Origin of the sequence: Janthinobacterium svalbardense, assembly GCF_002327145.1 — a bacterium.
Taxonomy (GTDB): domain Bacteria; phylum Pseudomonadota; class Gammaproteobacteria; order Burkholderiales; family Burkholderiaceae_D; genus Janthinobacterium; species Janthinobacterium tructae.
Map to the genome: position 1 here is coordinate 489,147 of NZ_CP023422.1, position 15,769 is coordinate 504,915.

15 protein-coding genes and 1 pseudogene are annotated in these 15,769 nt (G+C 62.2%); 8 read left to right on the forward strand and 8 right to left on the reverse strand.

What is annotated here, in order from left to right:
- Positions 1-64: 64 nt before the first annotated feature.
- The 3 genes from prfA to CNX70_RS02090 form a co-directional block, all read right to left on the reverse strand.
- Positions 65-1,141, reverse strand: a complete 1,077-nt coding sequence (gene prfA / locus CNX70_RS02080; RefSeq protein ID WP_071079939.1) for a peptide chain release factor 1 — start codon at positions 1,139-1,141, stop codon at positions 65-67.
- Positions 1,142-1,233: 92 nt separating this feature from the next.
- Positions 1,234-2,508 carry a glutamyl-tRNA reductase gene (hemA, locus tag CNX70_RS02085; RefSeq protein WP_071079938.1) on the reverse strand — a complete coding sequence of 425 codons (1,275 nt, stop codon included), beginning with the start codon at positions 2,506-2,508 and terminating at the stop codon, positions 1,234-1,236.
- 92 nt (positions 2,509-2,600) lie between these two features.
- A complete protein-coding gene (locus tag CNX70_RS02090; RefSeq protein ID WP_096233074.1) occupies positions 2,601-3,290 on the reverse strand; it encodes a response regulator transcription factor in 690 nt (229 codons plus the stop codon).
- A gap of 169 nt (positions 3,291-3,459) precedes the next feature.
- Here CNX70_RS02090 and CNX70_RS02095 point away from each other — a divergent pair, with 169 nt between their 5' ends.
- Positions 3,460-3,963: a hypothetical protein gene (locus CNX70_RS02095; protein ID WP_096233076.1), complete on the forward strand. Its 504-nt coding sequence runs from the start codon at positions 3,460-3,462 to the stop codon at positions 3,961-3,963.
- Positions 3,964-3,968: 5 nt separating this feature from the next.
- Here the strand turns inward: CNX70_RS02095 and minE are convergent.
- The 4 genes and pseudogenes from minE to CNX70_RS02115 all read right to left on the reverse strand — a co-directional run bounded on the left by minE (position 3,969) and on the right by CNX70_RS02115 (position 7,940).
- Positions 3,969-4,219: pseudogene (minE, locus tag CNX70_RS02100) on the reverse strand (cell division topological specificity factor MinE).
- Position 4,220: 1 nt separating this feature from the next.
- A complete protein-coding gene (gene minD / locus CNX70_RS02105; RefSeq protein WP_010393629.1) occupies positions 4,221-5,036 on the reverse strand; it encodes a septum site-determining protein MinD in 816 nt (271 codons plus the stop codon).
- 37 nt (positions 5,037-5,073) lie between these two features.
- Positions 5,074-5,811, reverse strand: a complete 738-nt coding sequence (gene minC, locus CNX70_RS02110; protein WP_096233078.1) for a septum site-determining protein MinC — start codon at positions 5,809-5,811, stop codon at positions 5,074-5,076.
- Positions 5,812-6,038: 227 nt separating this feature from the next.
- Positions 6,039-7,940: a 5-methyltetrahydropteroyltriglutamate--homocysteine S-methyltransferase gene (locus CNX70_RS02115; protein WP_096233080.1), complete on the reverse strand. Its 1,902-nt coding sequence runs from the start codon at positions 7,938-7,940 to the stop codon at positions 6,039-6,041.
- Between the two features lie 118 nt (positions 7,941-8,058).
- Here CNX70_RS02115 and CNX70_RS02120 point away from each other — a divergent pair, with 118 nt between their 5' ends.
- The 5 genes from CNX70_RS02120 (at position 8,059) to CNX70_RS02140 (ending at position 13,413) form a co-directional block, all read left to right on the forward strand.
- Positions 8,059-8,967, forward strand: a complete 909-nt coding sequence (locus tag CNX70_RS02120; RefSeq protein ID WP_096233082.1) for a LysR family transcriptional regulator — start codon at positions 8,059-8,061, stop codon at positions 8,965-8,967.
- Positions 8,968-9,096: 129 nt separating this feature from the next.
- Positions 9,097-9,582, forward strand: a complete 486-nt coding sequence (gene phaP, locus CNX70_RS02125) for a TIGR01841 family phasin (RefSeq protein WP_096233084.1) — start codon at positions 9,097-9,099, stop codon at positions 9,580-9,582.
- A gap of 212 nt (positions 9,583-9,794) precedes the next feature.
- On the forward strand, positions 9,795-10,973 hold the full coding sequence (locus tag CNX70_RS02130) for an acetyl-CoA C-acetyltransferase (RefSeq protein WP_096233086.1): 1,179 nt from the start codon (positions 9,795-9,797) through the stop codon (positions 10,971-10,973).
- 143 nt (positions 10,974-11,116) lie between these two features.
- Positions 11,117-11,857, forward strand: a complete 741-nt coding sequence (gene phbB, locus CNX70_RS02135) for an acetoacetyl-CoA reductase (RefSeq protein WP_096233088.1) — start codon at positions 11,117-11,119, stop codon at positions 11,855-11,857.
- Positions 11,858-11,976: 119 nt separating this feature from the next.
- A complete protein-coding gene (locus tag CNX70_RS02140; protein ID WP_157750877.1) occupies positions 11,977-13,413 on the forward strand; it encodes a tetratricopeptide repeat protein in 1,437 nt (478 codons plus the stop codon).
- On the opposite strand, the gene CNX70_RS02145 is transcribed toward CNX70_RS02140, so the two are convergent.
- Positions 13,350-13,970, reverse strand: a complete 621-nt coding sequence (locus tag CNX70_RS02145) for a LysE family translocator (RefSeq protein ID WP_244199005.1) — start codon at positions 13,968-13,970, stop codon at positions 13,350-13,352. The genes CNX70_RS02140 and CNX70_RS02145 overlap by 64 nt on opposite strands.
- 165 nt (positions 13,971-14,135) lie before the next feature.
- Between CNX70_RS02145 and CNX70_RS02150 the strand changes: the two genes are divergently transcribed.
- Positions 14,136-14,618, forward strand: a complete 483-nt coding sequence (locus CNX70_RS02150) for an Lrp/AsnC family transcriptional regulator (protein WP_010393611.1) — start codon at positions 14,136-14,138, stop codon at positions 14,616-14,618.
- Between the two features lie 82 nt (positions 14,619-14,700).
- Positions 14,701-15,657: a prolyl aminopeptidase gene (gene pip, locus CNX70_RS02155; RefSeq protein WP_096233092.1), complete on the forward strand. Its 957-nt coding sequence runs from the start codon at positions 14,701-14,703 to the stop codon at positions 15,655-15,657.
- The last annotated feature ends 112 nt before the right edge of the window (positions 15,658-15,769 follow it).

The window sequence follows — 15,769 nt, forward strand, 5'->3', positions numbered from 1 at the left end:
TAGCCGCTACTTAAACGCGGGGTCAGACCCGGCGGGTCTGACCCCAGCCTTTGCTTGGGGCTACTTAATCACCGAGCGCTGCTAAAAGCTCGGCCTGGTGTTCGGCGGCTAAAGCATTCGTCAAGTCCGTCAAATCCCCATCCATGATGAAGTCCAGCTTATACAAGGTCAAATTGATGCGGTGGTCCGTCAGGCGGCCCTGCGGGAAATTGTAAGTGCGGATGCGCTCGCTGCGGTCGCCCGAGCCGATCAGGCTCTTGCGCGTGGCCGCTTCCTTCGACTGCTGCTCGCGCAGCTGCACGTCCTTGATGCGCGCGGCCAGCACTTTCATGGCTTGCGCCTTGTTCTTGTGCTGGCTGCGGTCATCCTGGCATTCCACCACGATACCGGTCGGCAAGTGGGTAATGCGCACGGCCGAATCGGTCTTGTTGATGTGCTGGCCGCCCGCACCCGAGGCGCGGTAGGTGTCGATGCGCAGGTCGGCCGGGTTGATGTTGACGTCTTCCACTTCATCGGCCTCGGGCATCACGGCCACCGTGCAGGCGGATGTGTGGATGCGGCCCTGCGTTTCCGTGGCCGGCACGCGCTGCACGCGGTGGCCGCCCGACTCGAATTTCAGCTTCGAATACGCGCCATTGCCGACCACGCGCACGATCACTTCGCGGTAGCCGCCCAGGTCGGAGTCGGACGACGACACCAGCTCGACTTGCCAGCGGTTGCGCTCGGCAAAGCGCGAGTACATGCGTAATAAATCGCCGGCGAACAGGGCCGATTCATCGCCGCCCGTGCCGGCGCGAATTTCCAGGAAAATATTGCGCTCGTCGTTGACGTCCTTCGGCAGCAGCATGGTTTGCAATTCGCGTTCCAGGCGCGCCATGGTGGCTTTCGCCGCCTCGATTTCTTCCTGCGCGAATTCCTTCATGTCCGGGTCGCCCAGCATCTCTTGCGCCGTGGCGATATCGTTGCCCGCTTCCTGGTAGGAATGGTACAGGGCCACCAGCGGGCCCAGTTCGGCATGCTCGCGCGTCATCTTGCGGTAGCTGTCCATGTTCGACGTGGCGTCCGGGTGCATCAACAGTTCGTCGAGTTCGACCAGGCGGTTCGCCAGTTGATCGAGTTTGCCCAGCATGGATGGTTTCATAGCGATTCGTGGTGAGAGTGTAAGGATGGTGCGGGTCCGGCACGCCCGGCAGGCGGGCAGGGGCGGCCGCGCGGGCGGCCAGCGGGGCTGCGCTAACGGCGGGGACGGAACAATTTTGGCAGCAGGGTGACCAGCTGCTTGCGCTCGTCGCCTTGCGCATGGTGCAGCGCCTGCTGCGGACCGTGCAGGAACTTGGCCGTCAAGCCCTTCGACAGCGCTTCGAGCACGGCGTCGATGTCGGCGCCCTTGGCCAGCATCTTGCGCGCCCGTTCCACTTCCATCAGGCGCAGCGCTTCGCTGTTTTCATGCAAATGCTGGATGACGGGCACCATGGCGCGGTCGTCGACCCAGCTCATGAACGATTGCACGCGCGTTTCGATGATGGTCTCGGCTTGCGCCACGGCCGCTTGCCGGCTTTCCAGGCCCGTCTGCACGACCTTGCCCAGGTCGTCGACCGTGTACAGGAAGACGTCGTTCAGGCGGCCCACTTCCGATTCGATGTCGCGCGGCACGGCCAGGTCGACCATGAACATGGGTTTGTGGCGGCGCGCCTTGATGGCGCGCTCGACCAGGCCCAGGCCCAGCAGCGGTAACGATGATGCCGTGCACGAGATGACGATGTCGAACTGGTGCAGCATTTCTGGCAAGTCCGCCAGGCGGATCGCCTTGCCGTTGAAGCGGTGCGCCAGTTCCTCGCCCCGTTCCATGGTGCGGTTGGCAATCGTGATGCTTTTCGGATTTTGCGCGGCAAAGTGCGTGGCACACAATTCAATCATTTCGCCGGCGCCGATGAACAGCACGTTCTGCTCGGCGATCTTGTCGAAGATACGCTGCGACAGGCGCACGGCGGCGGCCGCCATGGACACGCTGTGGGCGCCGATTTCCGTGCTGCTACGCACTTCCTTGGCGACGGAAAAACTGCGCTGGAACAACTGGTGCAGATACGTGCCCAGGCCGCCCGCCTCGTCGGCCGTGCGGATGGCGTCCTTGATCTGCCCCAGGATCTGCGTTTCGCCCAGCACCATCGAGTCCAGCCCGGAGGCGACGCGGAAGGTGTGGCGCACGGCATCGTGCTGCGGCAGCATATATAAGTGGGGGCGCAGCTCGCTGTAGTTGAGCTTGTGGTAGTCGGCCAGGAAATGCGCGCCCGCGTCGAGCGGATTGGGCACATGGCTGGCCGCATACAGCTCGGTGCGGTTGCACGTCGAGAGAATGGCCGCTTCGTCGTTGTCGCGCAGGTCGATGCGCTGGAACCAGGTACGCGCCGCCATCACCGCCGAACCCAGATGCTCAGGCGCAAACGCCAGCTGTTCGCGGAGCGACACTGGGGCGGTGGTATGGTTGAGGCCGACGGCGAGCAGTTGCATTTCAGGGCTGTTGGGAATTCTTATGCCGACATTATAACGCCTTGTGCCCGCTCTTTGAGCAGTTCGCCTGTTTTCGTCCGGATGCGTGGGCGTCACCCGCCCAGTTTTTCCAGGCGATAGCCATAACTGTAGACGGGCACGAGGCGGTAGCCGTGTTCCGGTTTCAGCTGCAGCTTGTTGCGCACGCGCGAGACGTGGGTATCCATGGTGCGCGAGGGCAGGGCCGTGTCGCGCTGCCACACGGCTTCATGGATGTAGGCGCGCGACAGGGGACGGCCCATGTTGCGGAAAAACAGCAGCGCCAGGGCGAATTCCTTGTGCGTCACGTCCAGCACTTCGCCATCCTTCAGCAGGCGGCTGGGGCGGGTTTCAAACGTGTAATGACCAAATTGCAAGTACTCGGCCCCATTCTGCGCCGGGTAGGCCACGCGCAGCAGCGCCTGGGTGCGCAAAGTCAGTTCGCTGCGCCGCAAGGGCTTGATCATGTAGTCGTCGGCGCCGGCCGTCATGCCGGCCACCACATCATCTTCGCCCGAGCTGTTGGTCATAAACAACACGGGCGCCTTCGGCGCCAGTTTTTCCCGGGCACGGCGCAATACTTCGGCACCGTCCAGATCGCTCACATGCCAGTCGAGGATGAGCATGTCGCAACTGTCCTTGCGCAATTGCCCCAGCATTTCCTTGCCACTTTGAAACTCGTGGCAAGCGTGGCCGGCGGCGGTGAGCACCTGGCAGATCAGTTCTGCCTGACTATGGTCGCTATCGAGTACGGCAATTCGCATAATGGGCTGGAATGTGTAGCAACAAACAGACGGTCCGCTCTGCTTATCGTAATGTTAAGGAATGCTCAAGTGAAATATAACAGAGATTGCAACTGTGTCCAGTGAAATCAGCGGCCACATTCTTTACGTTACACTTGTTCATCTACCCCCTACTAGCGGAGAAACGCGCATGGCAGACAAGAGCAGTACCGATTGGACCCTGATACCGGCCAGTCATACCGAAATCGAGCAAGTGCGCGAGCGCTGCCGGCGCCTGGTGCAGCGGCGTGCCGTGATGTCGGCGGGCGCCTCGGCCATTCCCATTCCCGGCATCGACCTGATGTCGGATGTCGGCCTGTTTTCCATGCTGATCAACGATATCAACCACGAATTCGGCCTCACGCCCGAGCAGATCGAGCGCCTCAACCCGCAGTTCAAGATGATGGCCTACCGCGCGGCGGTGGGCATGGGCGGCATGCTGGTGGGAAAACTGGTGTCGCGCGAACTGATCCTCCAGCTGCTCAAGCGCAGTGGCGTCAAGATTGCCACCAAGCAGGTGGCGCGCTTCGTGCCGTTCGCCGGGCAGGTGGTGGCGGCAGCCATCGGCTACGCCGTGTTCCGCCAGATCGGCAACCAGCACGTGAATGCCTGCGCCGCGGTGGCGCAGGAGTTGCTCACGGTGAGGCCGGATTAAAGACCTTAAGCGTCCGGCAGCACCACGTTGACGTCGAGCACCTCCAGGTTGCCCTGGCGGTCCAGCGAGATCTTGATGTCGTCGGCATTGACCTTGGTGTACTTGGAAATGACGGCGATCAATTCCTTGTGCAGGGCGGGCAGGAAGTCCGGACCACCGCGGCCGCTGCGTTCGCGGGCGATAATGATCTGCAGGCGTTCCTTGGCGGCGGTGGCCGTCTTCGGCTTGGGGGGAACAGGAAAGAAAGCAAGGCCATATCACTTCGCCCCAAAAATGCGCTGGAGTAATCCAGGCTTTTCATAGTTGGTAAAGCGCAACTCGACCTCTTCGCCGAGGAAACGCGAGACCACGTCTTCATAGGCTTGCGCCACGTCTGTGCCCTTGAAATGGATGGCCGGATTGCCCTGGTTCGAGGCGGCCAGCACTTGTTCCGATTCCGGAATGATGCCCACCAGCGGGATGCGCAGGATTTCCTGCACGTCCTGGTAGGACAGCATTTCATCCGATTCCACGCGTTTCGGCGAGTAACGGGTGATCAGCAAATGTTCCTTGACCGGTTCGCCACCCGTCTGCGCGCGGCGCGACTTGGCTTGCAGGATGCCGAGGATGCGGTCCGAATCGCGCACCGATGACACTTCCGGGTTGGTGACGATGATGGCTTCGTCGGCAAACGTCAGCGCCATCAGTGCGCCATGCTCGATGCCGGCCGGCGAATCGCAGATGATGAACTCGAAACCCATGTTGATCAGGTCGTTCAACACGCGTTCCACGCCTTCTTCCGACAAGGCATCCTTGTCGCGCGTCTGCGACGCAGGCAGGATGAACAGGTTGTCGCAGTGCTTGTCCTTGATCAGGGCCTGGTTCAGCGTGGCTTCCTTGTTGATCACATTGATCAGGTCGTAGACGACGCGGCGCTCGCAACCCATGATCAGGTCGAGGTTGCGCAGACCCACGTCAAAATCGAGCACGGCTGTCTTGTGGCCGCGCATGGCCAGGCCAGTGGAAAAACTGGCGCTAGAGGTCGTCTTGCCGACACCGCCCTTGCCGGACGTCACAACAATAATTCTTGCCACAAATAATCCTTTTCAGATATCTCTTGAATTGTGCAGCTTAAGAGCGGTTCACGGGAGTGACCGGATTGACAGAGTGTATATCGATTCTGTCTCCAGCCAAACGAATTTGCGCCGGTCCGCGCACCATTTCTGTGGGGAAACCATCCTCGAAGGTGCGGTAGACGCCGGCGATCGACACCAGTTCAGGCTCCATGGCCAGCGCAAAAATGCGCGCCTGGGCATTGCCCGAGGCGCCGGCCAGCGCACGGCCATACAGCGAGGAATACACATGGATGCTGCCGTCGGCGATGATTTCGGCGCCATTGTTCACCACGGCGGTGATGATCAGGTCGCAGCCGCGCGCATAAATGCGCTGGCCCGCACGCACGGGCGTGTCGATCACCATCACTTGCGCTTCGGCGCCCGCCTGGGCGGCCGCCGTGGGCGTATCCTTGGGCGGCGCATCGTCGCGCGTCTTGCCGCTATCGAGGCTCAAGCCTTGCGCCAGGATGGCGTCCTGCATCTCGGCCGGCGCATTGCGCACGGCCACGGCATTCAAACGGTATTTTTTCAGCAGGGCCACCAGGGAAGCCCAATCGACGGACATGCTGCCAGGCGGCAAGTCGGCCACGTCCAGCACGGCCAGGTCATCTTCGAAAAAGTCCGCCACGCCCCCCGTCATGTCGCGCAAGGCGGCATCGAGTGCCTGCGTATCGGCGCTATGCATAATGGCGGAGACAGCAACGACGGTGGAAATCTTGATTTCGATAGGCTTCTGCGACGGGCTTTTGGACATAAACATTTATCAAAGTGAAACTGCGGCAGGCCAGATGTTCCGTACGGCAACAATGGGAGCAGTAAATTTCTTGCATTCTACTGCAAAAAAATCAGCATCAGGGGCCTGGCGCGTGCTATTCCGCAGGGCAACACCTACTTCATGTCAAAAAACAAGGGCGGCGCCGCGGAAAACCGCTGCGCCGCCCTGAGCGCAGCCGAGAATGCGGCTTGAGTACGCCTATGGCATCAAGCTGCCCGCATCTGCTGAGCCGCCGCGACCATATTTTTTAAAGCCGCTTCCGTTTCCGTCCAGCCCCGCGTCTCCAGGCCGCAGTCCGGATTGACCCACATGCGCGTGTGGATCTGCGTCGTGTCCTTGACCACGGACGCGGCGATGCGGAAGGCGCGCGTGGCCCATTCCAGGTAGGCGACCCACTGGCCGCGGCGCAGCGGCAAGCCTTCGCGCATGGCCGGCTCGTCGATCTGGATGATGCCGATGCCGGCCGTTTCCAGGTCGGCCACTTCGTCGCGGATGGCCAGGGCCAGCTGCAGCGCCGTGGCGGCGCGCGGCTGGTCGTCGCGCACGAACGACCATTGCAAGAGCGTGACGGGACCCGTCAGGATGCCCTTCACCGGTGTATGCGTCAGGCTTTGCGCGTGTACCGGCCAGGCGACCGTCATGGCGGCCGGGTGCTGCACGTCGCCGTAGATGATGGGCGGCTTGACGCAGCGCGCGCCGTACGATTGCACCCAGCCCAGGCGCGTGAAGATAAAACCGTCCAATTGCTCGTCAAAGTAGTCGGCCATGTCGTTGCGTTCCGCTTCGCCATGCACGAGCACGTCCAGTCCCAGCGTTTCCTGGCGCCCCACGGCGTGGGAGATTTCGGCGCGCACCTGCTGTTCATACCCGGCGCCCGCCAGTTTGCCCCGCTGATGGCTGGCGCGCCGTCCGGCGATGGCCAGGCGAGACGCGGCCAGCGCAGCGGCGTCGGGATGGCCGGCCAGCGCATTTTTCAGCAGCGACAGTTCCGTCAGTTTCTCCGTGGCAAACGCCAGCCAGCGCTTGATTTCCCCGTCGAGCGCCGTTTCCGCTTCCAGGCTGAACGGCACGTGCAGCAGCGAGCACGACGGCGCCAGCCATAGCTGGCCGTTGCGCCTGGCTGCCAGCGGCTGCAGCACGGCCAGGGCCGCGTCGAGGTCGGTGCGCCAGATATTGCGCCCGTCGACGATGCCGATCGACAAGACTTTATGCGCGGGCAACCAGTCCGTCACGCTGATCAATTCATGCGGCGCGCGGATGCCGTCCACGTGCAGGCCAGCCACGGGCAGGCGGCAGGTCAGGCTGAGGTTTTCTTCCAGCGGCGAGAAATAGGTGGCCAGCAAGATATTCACGCCCACCTGGTTCAGCTGCCAATAAGCGCTCTCGAAGGCGCTGCGCCAGGCGTTGGGCAAGTCCAGGCCCAAAATCGGTTCGTCGAGCTGCACCCATGTCACGCCTTGCTGCTTGAGGCGGTCGAGCAGGGCGCCGTACACGGGCAGCAATTGTTCCAGCAGGGCCAGACGATGGAAGCCAGACTCGCCCGGCGTCTTTTCCTTGCCCAGCCAGAGGAAGGTGAGGGGGCCGATCAGGGCCGCCTTGACCTTGTGGCCCAGCGTCTGCGCCTCGGCCACTTCGGCCAGCAGGCGCTCGCCAGCCAGCGAAAACTGCGTCTGCGGCGACAATTCGGGCACCAGATAGTGGTAATTGGTGTCAAACCACTTGCTCATTTCCAGCGCGGCAGTGCCTGCGGCGTTGCTATGGTGCGCGTGGCCGCAGTCCGCGTGTTGCGCATGCCTTGCTGCACCGCGCGCCATGGTGAAATAGCGCGCCAGCGGTGATTGCTCCGGCGTAAAGTTGAAACGCGCCGGTTCGCAGCCCAGCAGCTGGATATGGCTGGCCACCTGGTCGTACAAGGCGAAGTCGCCCACGGTGACGTAATCGAGCCCGGCGTCGCGCTGCTGCGCCCAGTGGCGTGCGCGCAGTTGCTGGCCCGTCGCCTCCAGGGCGGCCTCGGACACCTCGCCACGCCAATGGCTTTCCAGTGCCAGTTTCAGTTCACGCGCGGCGCCGATACGGGGAAAGCCAAGGATGTGGGTACGAATGGGCATGATGTCATCGAGATTTAATGTGAATGCGCTAGAGTGTGCGGCAACTTGATCTATAATCAAAACGAAACATTTTACCGAATAACATGAAAATAATTCACGTACAGAATCCATTTCCCCGATGCTAGAAATCCGCCACCTGCGCACCCTGAGTGCCTTGCGTTCCTCCGGCAGCCTGGTACGCGCCGCGCAGTTGCTCAATTTGACCCAGTCGGCGCTGTCGCACCAGGTCCGCTTGCTCGAAGAGCGCTACAAGGCGCCCCTGTTCGAGCGCAAGTCGATGCCGATCGCGTTTACGGCCACGGGCAGCCGGCTGCTGGAACTGGCCGACAAGCTGCTGCCCGAGATCGAGCTGGCCGAGCGCGACGTGGCGCGCCTGTCGCAGGGCGACAAGGGGCAGTTGCGCGTGGCGCTCGAATGCCATACCTGCTTCGACTGGCTGATGCCGGTGATGGATGCGTTCCGCCAGCGCTGGCCGGAAGTGGAGATTGACCTGGTATCGGGCTTTCACAGCGAACCGGCGGACTTGCTGCGCTCGGGCGAGGCCGATCTCGTGATCGGCTCGCCATATGGCCCCGACTTCACCGTGTTTCCCCTGTTCCGCTTTGAAATGCTGGTGGTGATGGCGCAGAAGCACCGGCTGCAGGCGCAGCGCCGGCTGGTGGCGGCCGACTTTACGGGCGAGACCCTGATCACTTATCCCGTGCCGGAAGAGCGCATCGATCTGATCCGCGAAGTGCTGCGCCCTGCCGGCATCGAGTTTGAACGCCGCACGGCGGAACTGACGGTGGCCGTGCTGCAACTGGTGGCGAGCCGGCGCGGCATCGCCGCCTTGCCGAACTGGGCCATCAAGAATTATGTCGATTACGATTATGTGGTGGCGCGCCCGGTGGGCGAGCACGGCCTGTGGAGCGACTTGTACGTGTCCGTGCCGGAGCAGTTGCAGGACAAGGCGTATGTGCGTGATTTCGTCAGCGTGATACGCGAGCAGTGCGCGGCCTCGCTTGACGGTATCAAGTTGTTGTCCTGATCAACGTTGAGTTGGAAACAAACCAACAGCAAAGCTTGATAAATATCAAGGTTTAGCAATGAACCACCGCTTACAGTTGAGCACTGTGCGGCGCAACATGGCGCTGCCTACTCTTTGGGGAGGAACACGATGTTTTCATTTTCCGAGCAATGGGCACTCGCCGGCAAGGCCGTGGTGGAAGCACAATTGATCAGCGCGCAAGCGTATGCCCAGGCCGCCGTCGAGAGCGGCGCCAGCGTGCTGGACTTGCAGCTCGACGCGGCCCGCGCGGCGCTGGCGGCCGCTACGGTGGCGGGCAATCAGCTGCTGTCCGCGAAGGACCCGCAAGCGCTGCTGGAACTGTCGCGCACGCAGTCGCAACTGGCCATCGAACGCATCGGTGCATATGGCCGCCAGGCAAAGGATGTTGCTCAGGAAACCCAGGAGAAATTCGACACTGTGACAAAGGGTGAGTTTGCTGCATCGCGTCAAAAATTTGGCGAGCTGGTGCAGGTGGTAAAGCAAACGCCCGTGCCCCTGATTATTCCCTTCAATAATTTTCTAAAAACCACTTTCGGCGGCGCCGATGAAGGGTATGATAAAAATAAAAACACGCGTCCCGCTCGTCAAGCGTAGGCGCGTTGTGGCCCGGCAGCGGCTATCCGCCGCGCCAGGCCGCCCGCCGCCACTGCAGGGCAGGCCGCCATCGCTGCCGCCTGCGGTGTGGCGCTGGAACTGTGGCGTATGCCACGCTAGAATGAAACATAGCTTGCTGTGTCTTCCCGGATTCATTGGATTGTATTAACACCTTCACCTTGGCCCTCGTGGCCTGCATATCGGAGAAATAAATGGATGATGTCGTAATCGTGGCCGCCGGCCGTACCGCAGTCGGCAAATTCGGTGGCAGTCTGGCCAAGATTCCTGCGTCCGAACTGGGCGCGCATGTAATCAAGGGCTTGCTGGCACAAACCGGCATCGACCCGAACCTGATCGGCGAAGCGATCCTGGGCCAGGTGCTGACGGCTGCCGTCGGCCAGAACGCCGCGCGCCAGGCTGTCATCAAGGCTGGCCTGCCCAGCTCCATCCCGGCATTCACCATCAACAAGGTATGCGGCAGCGGCCTGAAGGCTACACACCTGGCGGCGCAAGCGATCAAATGTGGCGACGCCAACATCATCATCGCCGGTGGCCAGGAAAACATGAGCGCCTCGCCGCACGCGATGAACGGCTCGCGCGACGGTTTCCGCATGGGCGACTTCAAGATGGTCGACACCATGATCGTCGACGGCCTGTGGGACGTGTACAACCAGTACCACATGGGCATCACGGCGGAAAATGTCGCCAAGAAATACGAAGTGACGCGCGCGGAGCAGGATGAATTCGCGCTGCAGTCGCAACTGAAGGCGGAAGCGGCGCAAAAAGCGGGCAAGTTCAAGGATGAAATCCTGCCGCTGGAAATCGCCAATAAAAAAGGCACCGTGGTCTTCGACAGCGACGAATACATCAAGCCGGGCTCGACCCTGGAATCGCTGACCGGCCTGCGCCCTGCGTTCGCCAAGGACGGTACCGTCACCGCCGGCAATGCTTCCGGCCTGAACGATGGCGCCGCCGCCGTCATCATGATGTCCGCTGCGCAAGCGAAAGAACTGGGCTTGAAGCCGCTGGCACGCATCAAGGCGTACGCCTCGTCGGGCCTGGACCCGGCCCTCATGGGCATGGGCCCTGTCTCCGCTTCGCGTCTGTGCCTGAAAAAAGCCGGCTGGACGCATGAAGAGCTGGACTTGATGGAAATCAATGAAGCGTTTGCCGCGCAAGCGATTGCCGTCAACAAGGAAATGGGCTGGGATACCAGCAAGATCAACGTGAACGGCGGCGCGATTGCCATCGGCCACCCGATCGGCGCGTCCGGTGCGCGCATCCTGGTCACCCTGATCCACGAAATGATCCGCCGCGACGCCAAGAAAGGCCTGGCAGCATTGTGCATCGGCGGCGGCATGGGAGTAGCTTTAGCCATCGAGCGGGATTAATCGCTAGCACCGAACCCGGGCCGTCGCGCGCAGTGTGCGGCGGCCTGGTTCGAGGCGGTTGGCTGCCGTTCCACGGCGGATGTGGATAGCTTTAAGTAGATGATTAACTTTTTAGCAATAGAACGACACTGAGGGGATGAAAAATGGCAAGAGTTGCATTGGTAACTGGTGGCATGGGTGGTCTGGGCGAAGCAGTCTGTTTCAAGCTGGCGGCGCTCGGCTATCGTGTGGTCACGACCTATTCTCCAGGCAATCAGAAGGTCGCGGACTGGCTGGCGACGACCAAGGACATGGGCTATGACTTCAAGGCGTATCCGTGCGACGTGGCCGACTACGATTCGGCCGCTGCCTGCGTGGCTGCCGTGGAAAAGGACATCGGTCCTGTCGACGTGCTGGTGAATAACGCCGGCATCACGCGCGACATGACGTTCAAGAAGATGGACAAGCCGAACTGGGATGCCGTGATGGGCACCAACCTCGACTCCGTTTTCAACATGACCAAGCCTGTCTGCGACGGCATGGTGGAACGCGGCTGGGGACGCATCATCAATATCTCGTCCGTGAACGGCCAGAAGGGCGCTTTCGGCCAGACCAACTATTCGGCCGCGAAAGCCGGCATGCACGGTTTCACCAAGTCGCTGGCGCTGGAAGTGGCGCGCAAGAACGTCACCGTCAACACCATTTCGCCAGGCTACATCGGCACCAAGATGGTCATGGCCATTCCGCAGGAAGTGCTCGACAGCAAAATCATCCCGCAAATTCCGATGGCGCGCCTGGGCAAGCCGGAAGAAGTGGCCGGCCTGGTGGCCTACCTGGCTTCTGATGAAGCCGCGTTCGTCACGGGCGCGAATATTTCGATCAACGGCGGCCAGCACATGTCGTAATCGTTGTTGAGGTAAAACAGAGAGACAGCTGCGGCTGTCTTTTTTTTATGCTTGCCAGCAAAACAAGGGGAAGATGGGATTTGCCTTAGAATCAGCATTTCTTCACCGCATCATTCTCCATGCCCCTTGTTCCTGCCTTGCGCCGCGCCAGCGTGGCCGTCATCCTTTTCCTGGGCGCCAGCGCGGCCCAGGCCAGCGTCGCGTTCCACGTCACGGTGACTACCGAGCGCGTCAACAAGCCCGGCGTGAAAACCAGCCTGCCCGCGCGCGATACGCAGGACAGCGATGTGGTGCTGGGCGAACATTTTATCAGCGTGCGAGATGGCAAGAGCCTGTCCGTGCTCGATTTTGCCACGCGCCGCCGCTACATGATTGATACGGCGGCCTCCACCTACGACACGTATTCGCTGTTTGACGTGGCGGGTTTTCGGCGTTTCGAGATAGAACACCGCAAGGGCATGGCCGGCGCGCTCCAGGCTGGCGGCTTGCAAGCCCACGTCACGCCGCTCGTGTATGAGGAGCAATCGCTGTCCGTGCCGGCGGCAAGGCGGCGCGGCGCGCTGGTTCCGCAGGTGCTCGACGGCGCCGTACTGTGGTCGCTCGATGAGCAGCCCCTGCTGCGCCTGGGAATCGCCGGCAGCCCCGTCAGCGGCGACGATGCCACGGCGTTTGCCCAGTACTTGCGCTACACCTGGGGCGGCCACCCGCTGGTATTGAAGATGCTGGCCGGCGGCAAGCGCATTCCCGCCGCATTCACCTTGCACTACCAGGAGGTAGGCGGCGCGGTGACGCGCCATTTCCGCATCAGCACCATGACGGCTGGCGCACCGGCCACCTATAGCTTGTCCGCCTACCGGCCACGCCCGCTGGCGGCCGATGCCTCCCCGCTTGAAAGAGTGCTGGCGCAGGCGGCGCGGCTGCCGCCGCTGGGACCTCAGGCGCATCCGGCGCTGCGCGCCGAAGCGGAGCGCCTGTTTGCGGAAGAGAAACCCTTTGACGCCTTCCTCAGCATGCTGGAAGATCATTTTTCCACGGGGGCGCTGGTGGAAAAACTCACGCCCCAGCAGCAACTGGCCATGCAGGAGTGCCAGCCCATCCATGACTTGACGCGCGCATTGCTGGCCAAGGACAAGGAGGGCATTCAGGCCGCGCTGGCCACCGTGCAGGCATCCAGGAAGCAAACGGGGCTGGAACAGCCCGTACTGGCCTTGTTCGAAGGGAATTTGCGCGCCAAGCTGGGGCAATGGCCCGAAGCGACCGCGCTGTATCTGCAAGTGCTGCAGGTGAAACCGCACATGGCAGCCGTGTACCAGGACCTGGGCGACGCCTTGCTGGCGCAATTCGATGCGCCGAACGCCTGGCGCAGCTGGGATGCGGGCCGGGCCATGGCGCCGTCGCTGCGGCAATTTCGCAAGGTCAACGATTTGGAGCGCAGCCTGTTGCACGACTACCCCGCCTTCTTTGCCGGCGGGACGACGCTTGCGCCTGAAGTTCAGCCCAGCACCAGCCGCCCGGCCAGCAAGACGAAGACGGTGGGCAGTACGAACTTGCCGTAAGGCGAAGGTTTACCGCGCAGGCGGCGCGCCAGGCGCGCGGCCAGCACGGCGTACAGGGCATCGAACAGCAAGCCCACCAGCACCAGGACGGCGCCCAGACGCAGGTATTGCATGCCAACCTGCTCGCTGCCGACGACGAATTGCGGCAGGAACATGCTGCAAAACAGCAGTGCCTTCGGATTGAGCAGATTCGTCAGGAAGCCGCGCACCAGGCTGGCGCGGGCGCCGTGCGCCGTGGCGGGGGCGGCTGCTTCCTGCAGCGTTTTTTTCGACAGGGCCGACTGCAGCAGGCGCAGCGCCAGGTACAGCAGATACGCGGCGCCCGCCCATTTGACCCACTGCAAGGCTTGCGGATGCGTCACCATCAGCGCCGCCAGGCCCGCGCCCGACAGCGCCACGTGCACGGCGCGCGCACCGGCAATGCCCAGCGCCGTTACCAGCGCCGTCGCCACGCCGCGCGCGGCGCCTGCCGCCAGCACCAGCGCCATGTCGGGGCCGGGTAATAAAAAGGCGCCGGCCAGTGCCAGCAGGTACATCAGGAAGGTAGAATCGGACATGGTGCAGCTCGGTCACAGGCAAAAAGTAAGGGCGGGAGCAACGGCAGCTTGCCGCATGCTCGCCGGGTCCCATTATGTTCTTGTCGTGATGAAATGTGCTTGCTTTTCCTGCCCTGCATACCCTAGTATTCGGGTAGATTCCACTCCTATAAAAACAAAAAATAGATGAAAATTTCAGAAGTTAGCCTCGACGCCACCGATTTGCAGATACTCAGGCTGTTGCAGGATGAAGGACGGCTGTCGAATGCGCGCCTGGCCGAGCGCTTGAAGCTCAGTGAAACCCCTGTCTGGCGCCGTTTGCGCCGCCTGGAAGAGGAAGGCTTTATCACCGGCTACCAGGCTTTGCTCAACCGCAAGAAGCTGGGCATCGGCCTGGTGGCATTTGTACGGGTCGTGTTTGCCAACCATGGCGGCGAGCAGCCGTCGCAGTTCGAGCAAGCCATCGCGACGATTCCCGAGATATTGTCGTGCCACAATGTGGCGGGCGAAGCCGATTATTTCCTGCAAGTGGTGGCGCGCGACCTGGAAGCGTATGGCGAATTCGTCTCGACGGTGTTGCGCCGCCTGCCCGGCGTGGCGGAAATCCAGTCCAGCCTGTCGATGCGCGAAATCAAGTCGTCGAACCGCCTGCCTTTGCCGCTGGCCTGAGGCGCCGGGGGCGCACTATAATTGGAACAGTTGCCAGGAATCGTGCCTGGCGCCCTGACCGCCATTCCAAGGACCGCCCGCCATGCCAGACTCCCTGTCGCCCCTGTTTCCCGCCCTGACGCCGAACCGGCACGGCATGCTGGCGGTCGATGATATCCACACCATTTATTGGGAAGAGTGCGGCAATCCCGATGGCATTCCCGTGCTGTTCCTGCATGGCGGCCCCGGTGCGGGCCTGTCGCCGCAGCACCGCCGCTTCTTCGATCCGCAGCGCTACCGCGTGATCCTGTTCGACCAGCGCGGCGCCGGCAAGTCCACGCCGCTGGGTGAATGGCGCAACAACACGACGCAGTTGCTGATCGACGATATCGAAGTGCTGCGCGCCCAGTTCGGCATCGATCAATGGCTGGTGTTTGGCGGCTCCTGGGGGTCGACCCTGGCGCTGGCGTATGGCCAGGCGCATCCGGAAGCTTGCCTCGGTTTCGTGCTGCGCGGCATCTTTTTGTGCACGCAGGCGGAAATCGACTGGTTCATCGAAGGCGTACGCTGGTTCTATCCGGAACTGTACGCAGAATTTGCCGCGCCCATTCCGCCAGAGGAGCGGGGTGACTTGCTGGCCGCCTACGTGCAACGCATCCTCAGCAGCGATCCTGCCGTGTACTGGCCTGCCGCGCGCGCCTGGAGCCGCTTCGAGGGTCGCCGCGTGTACCTGATGCCGCAGCCGGAAGATGCGCCGAACGATGCGCTGGATCTGGGCGTGGGCAGGCTCGAATCGCATTACATGGCCAATCTCGGTTTCTTCGAGGAAGACCAGTTGATCCGCAACATGGGACGCATCGCGCACTTGCCGGCCGTCATCGTGCAGGGACGCTACGACGCCATCTGCCCGCCGCTGTCGGCCTATCGCCTGCAGCAGGCATGGCCCGGCGCGCAGCTGGAGATGATACCGGACGCGGGCCATGGCGCGCTCGAGCACGGCATCGCTTCGGCGCTGGTGCGCGCCACCGAGCGCTTCGTCCCGGGGCGCGGCTTCGCATGACGTTACAACACGCCGGTTGGCAAAGCGGCCAGCCGGCGTGCGCCACCTGCTACACTAGCGCCTGTGCCGCCGCCTTCCGCGGGCGGCAGTGCGACCTTACCTTTTTTTACCC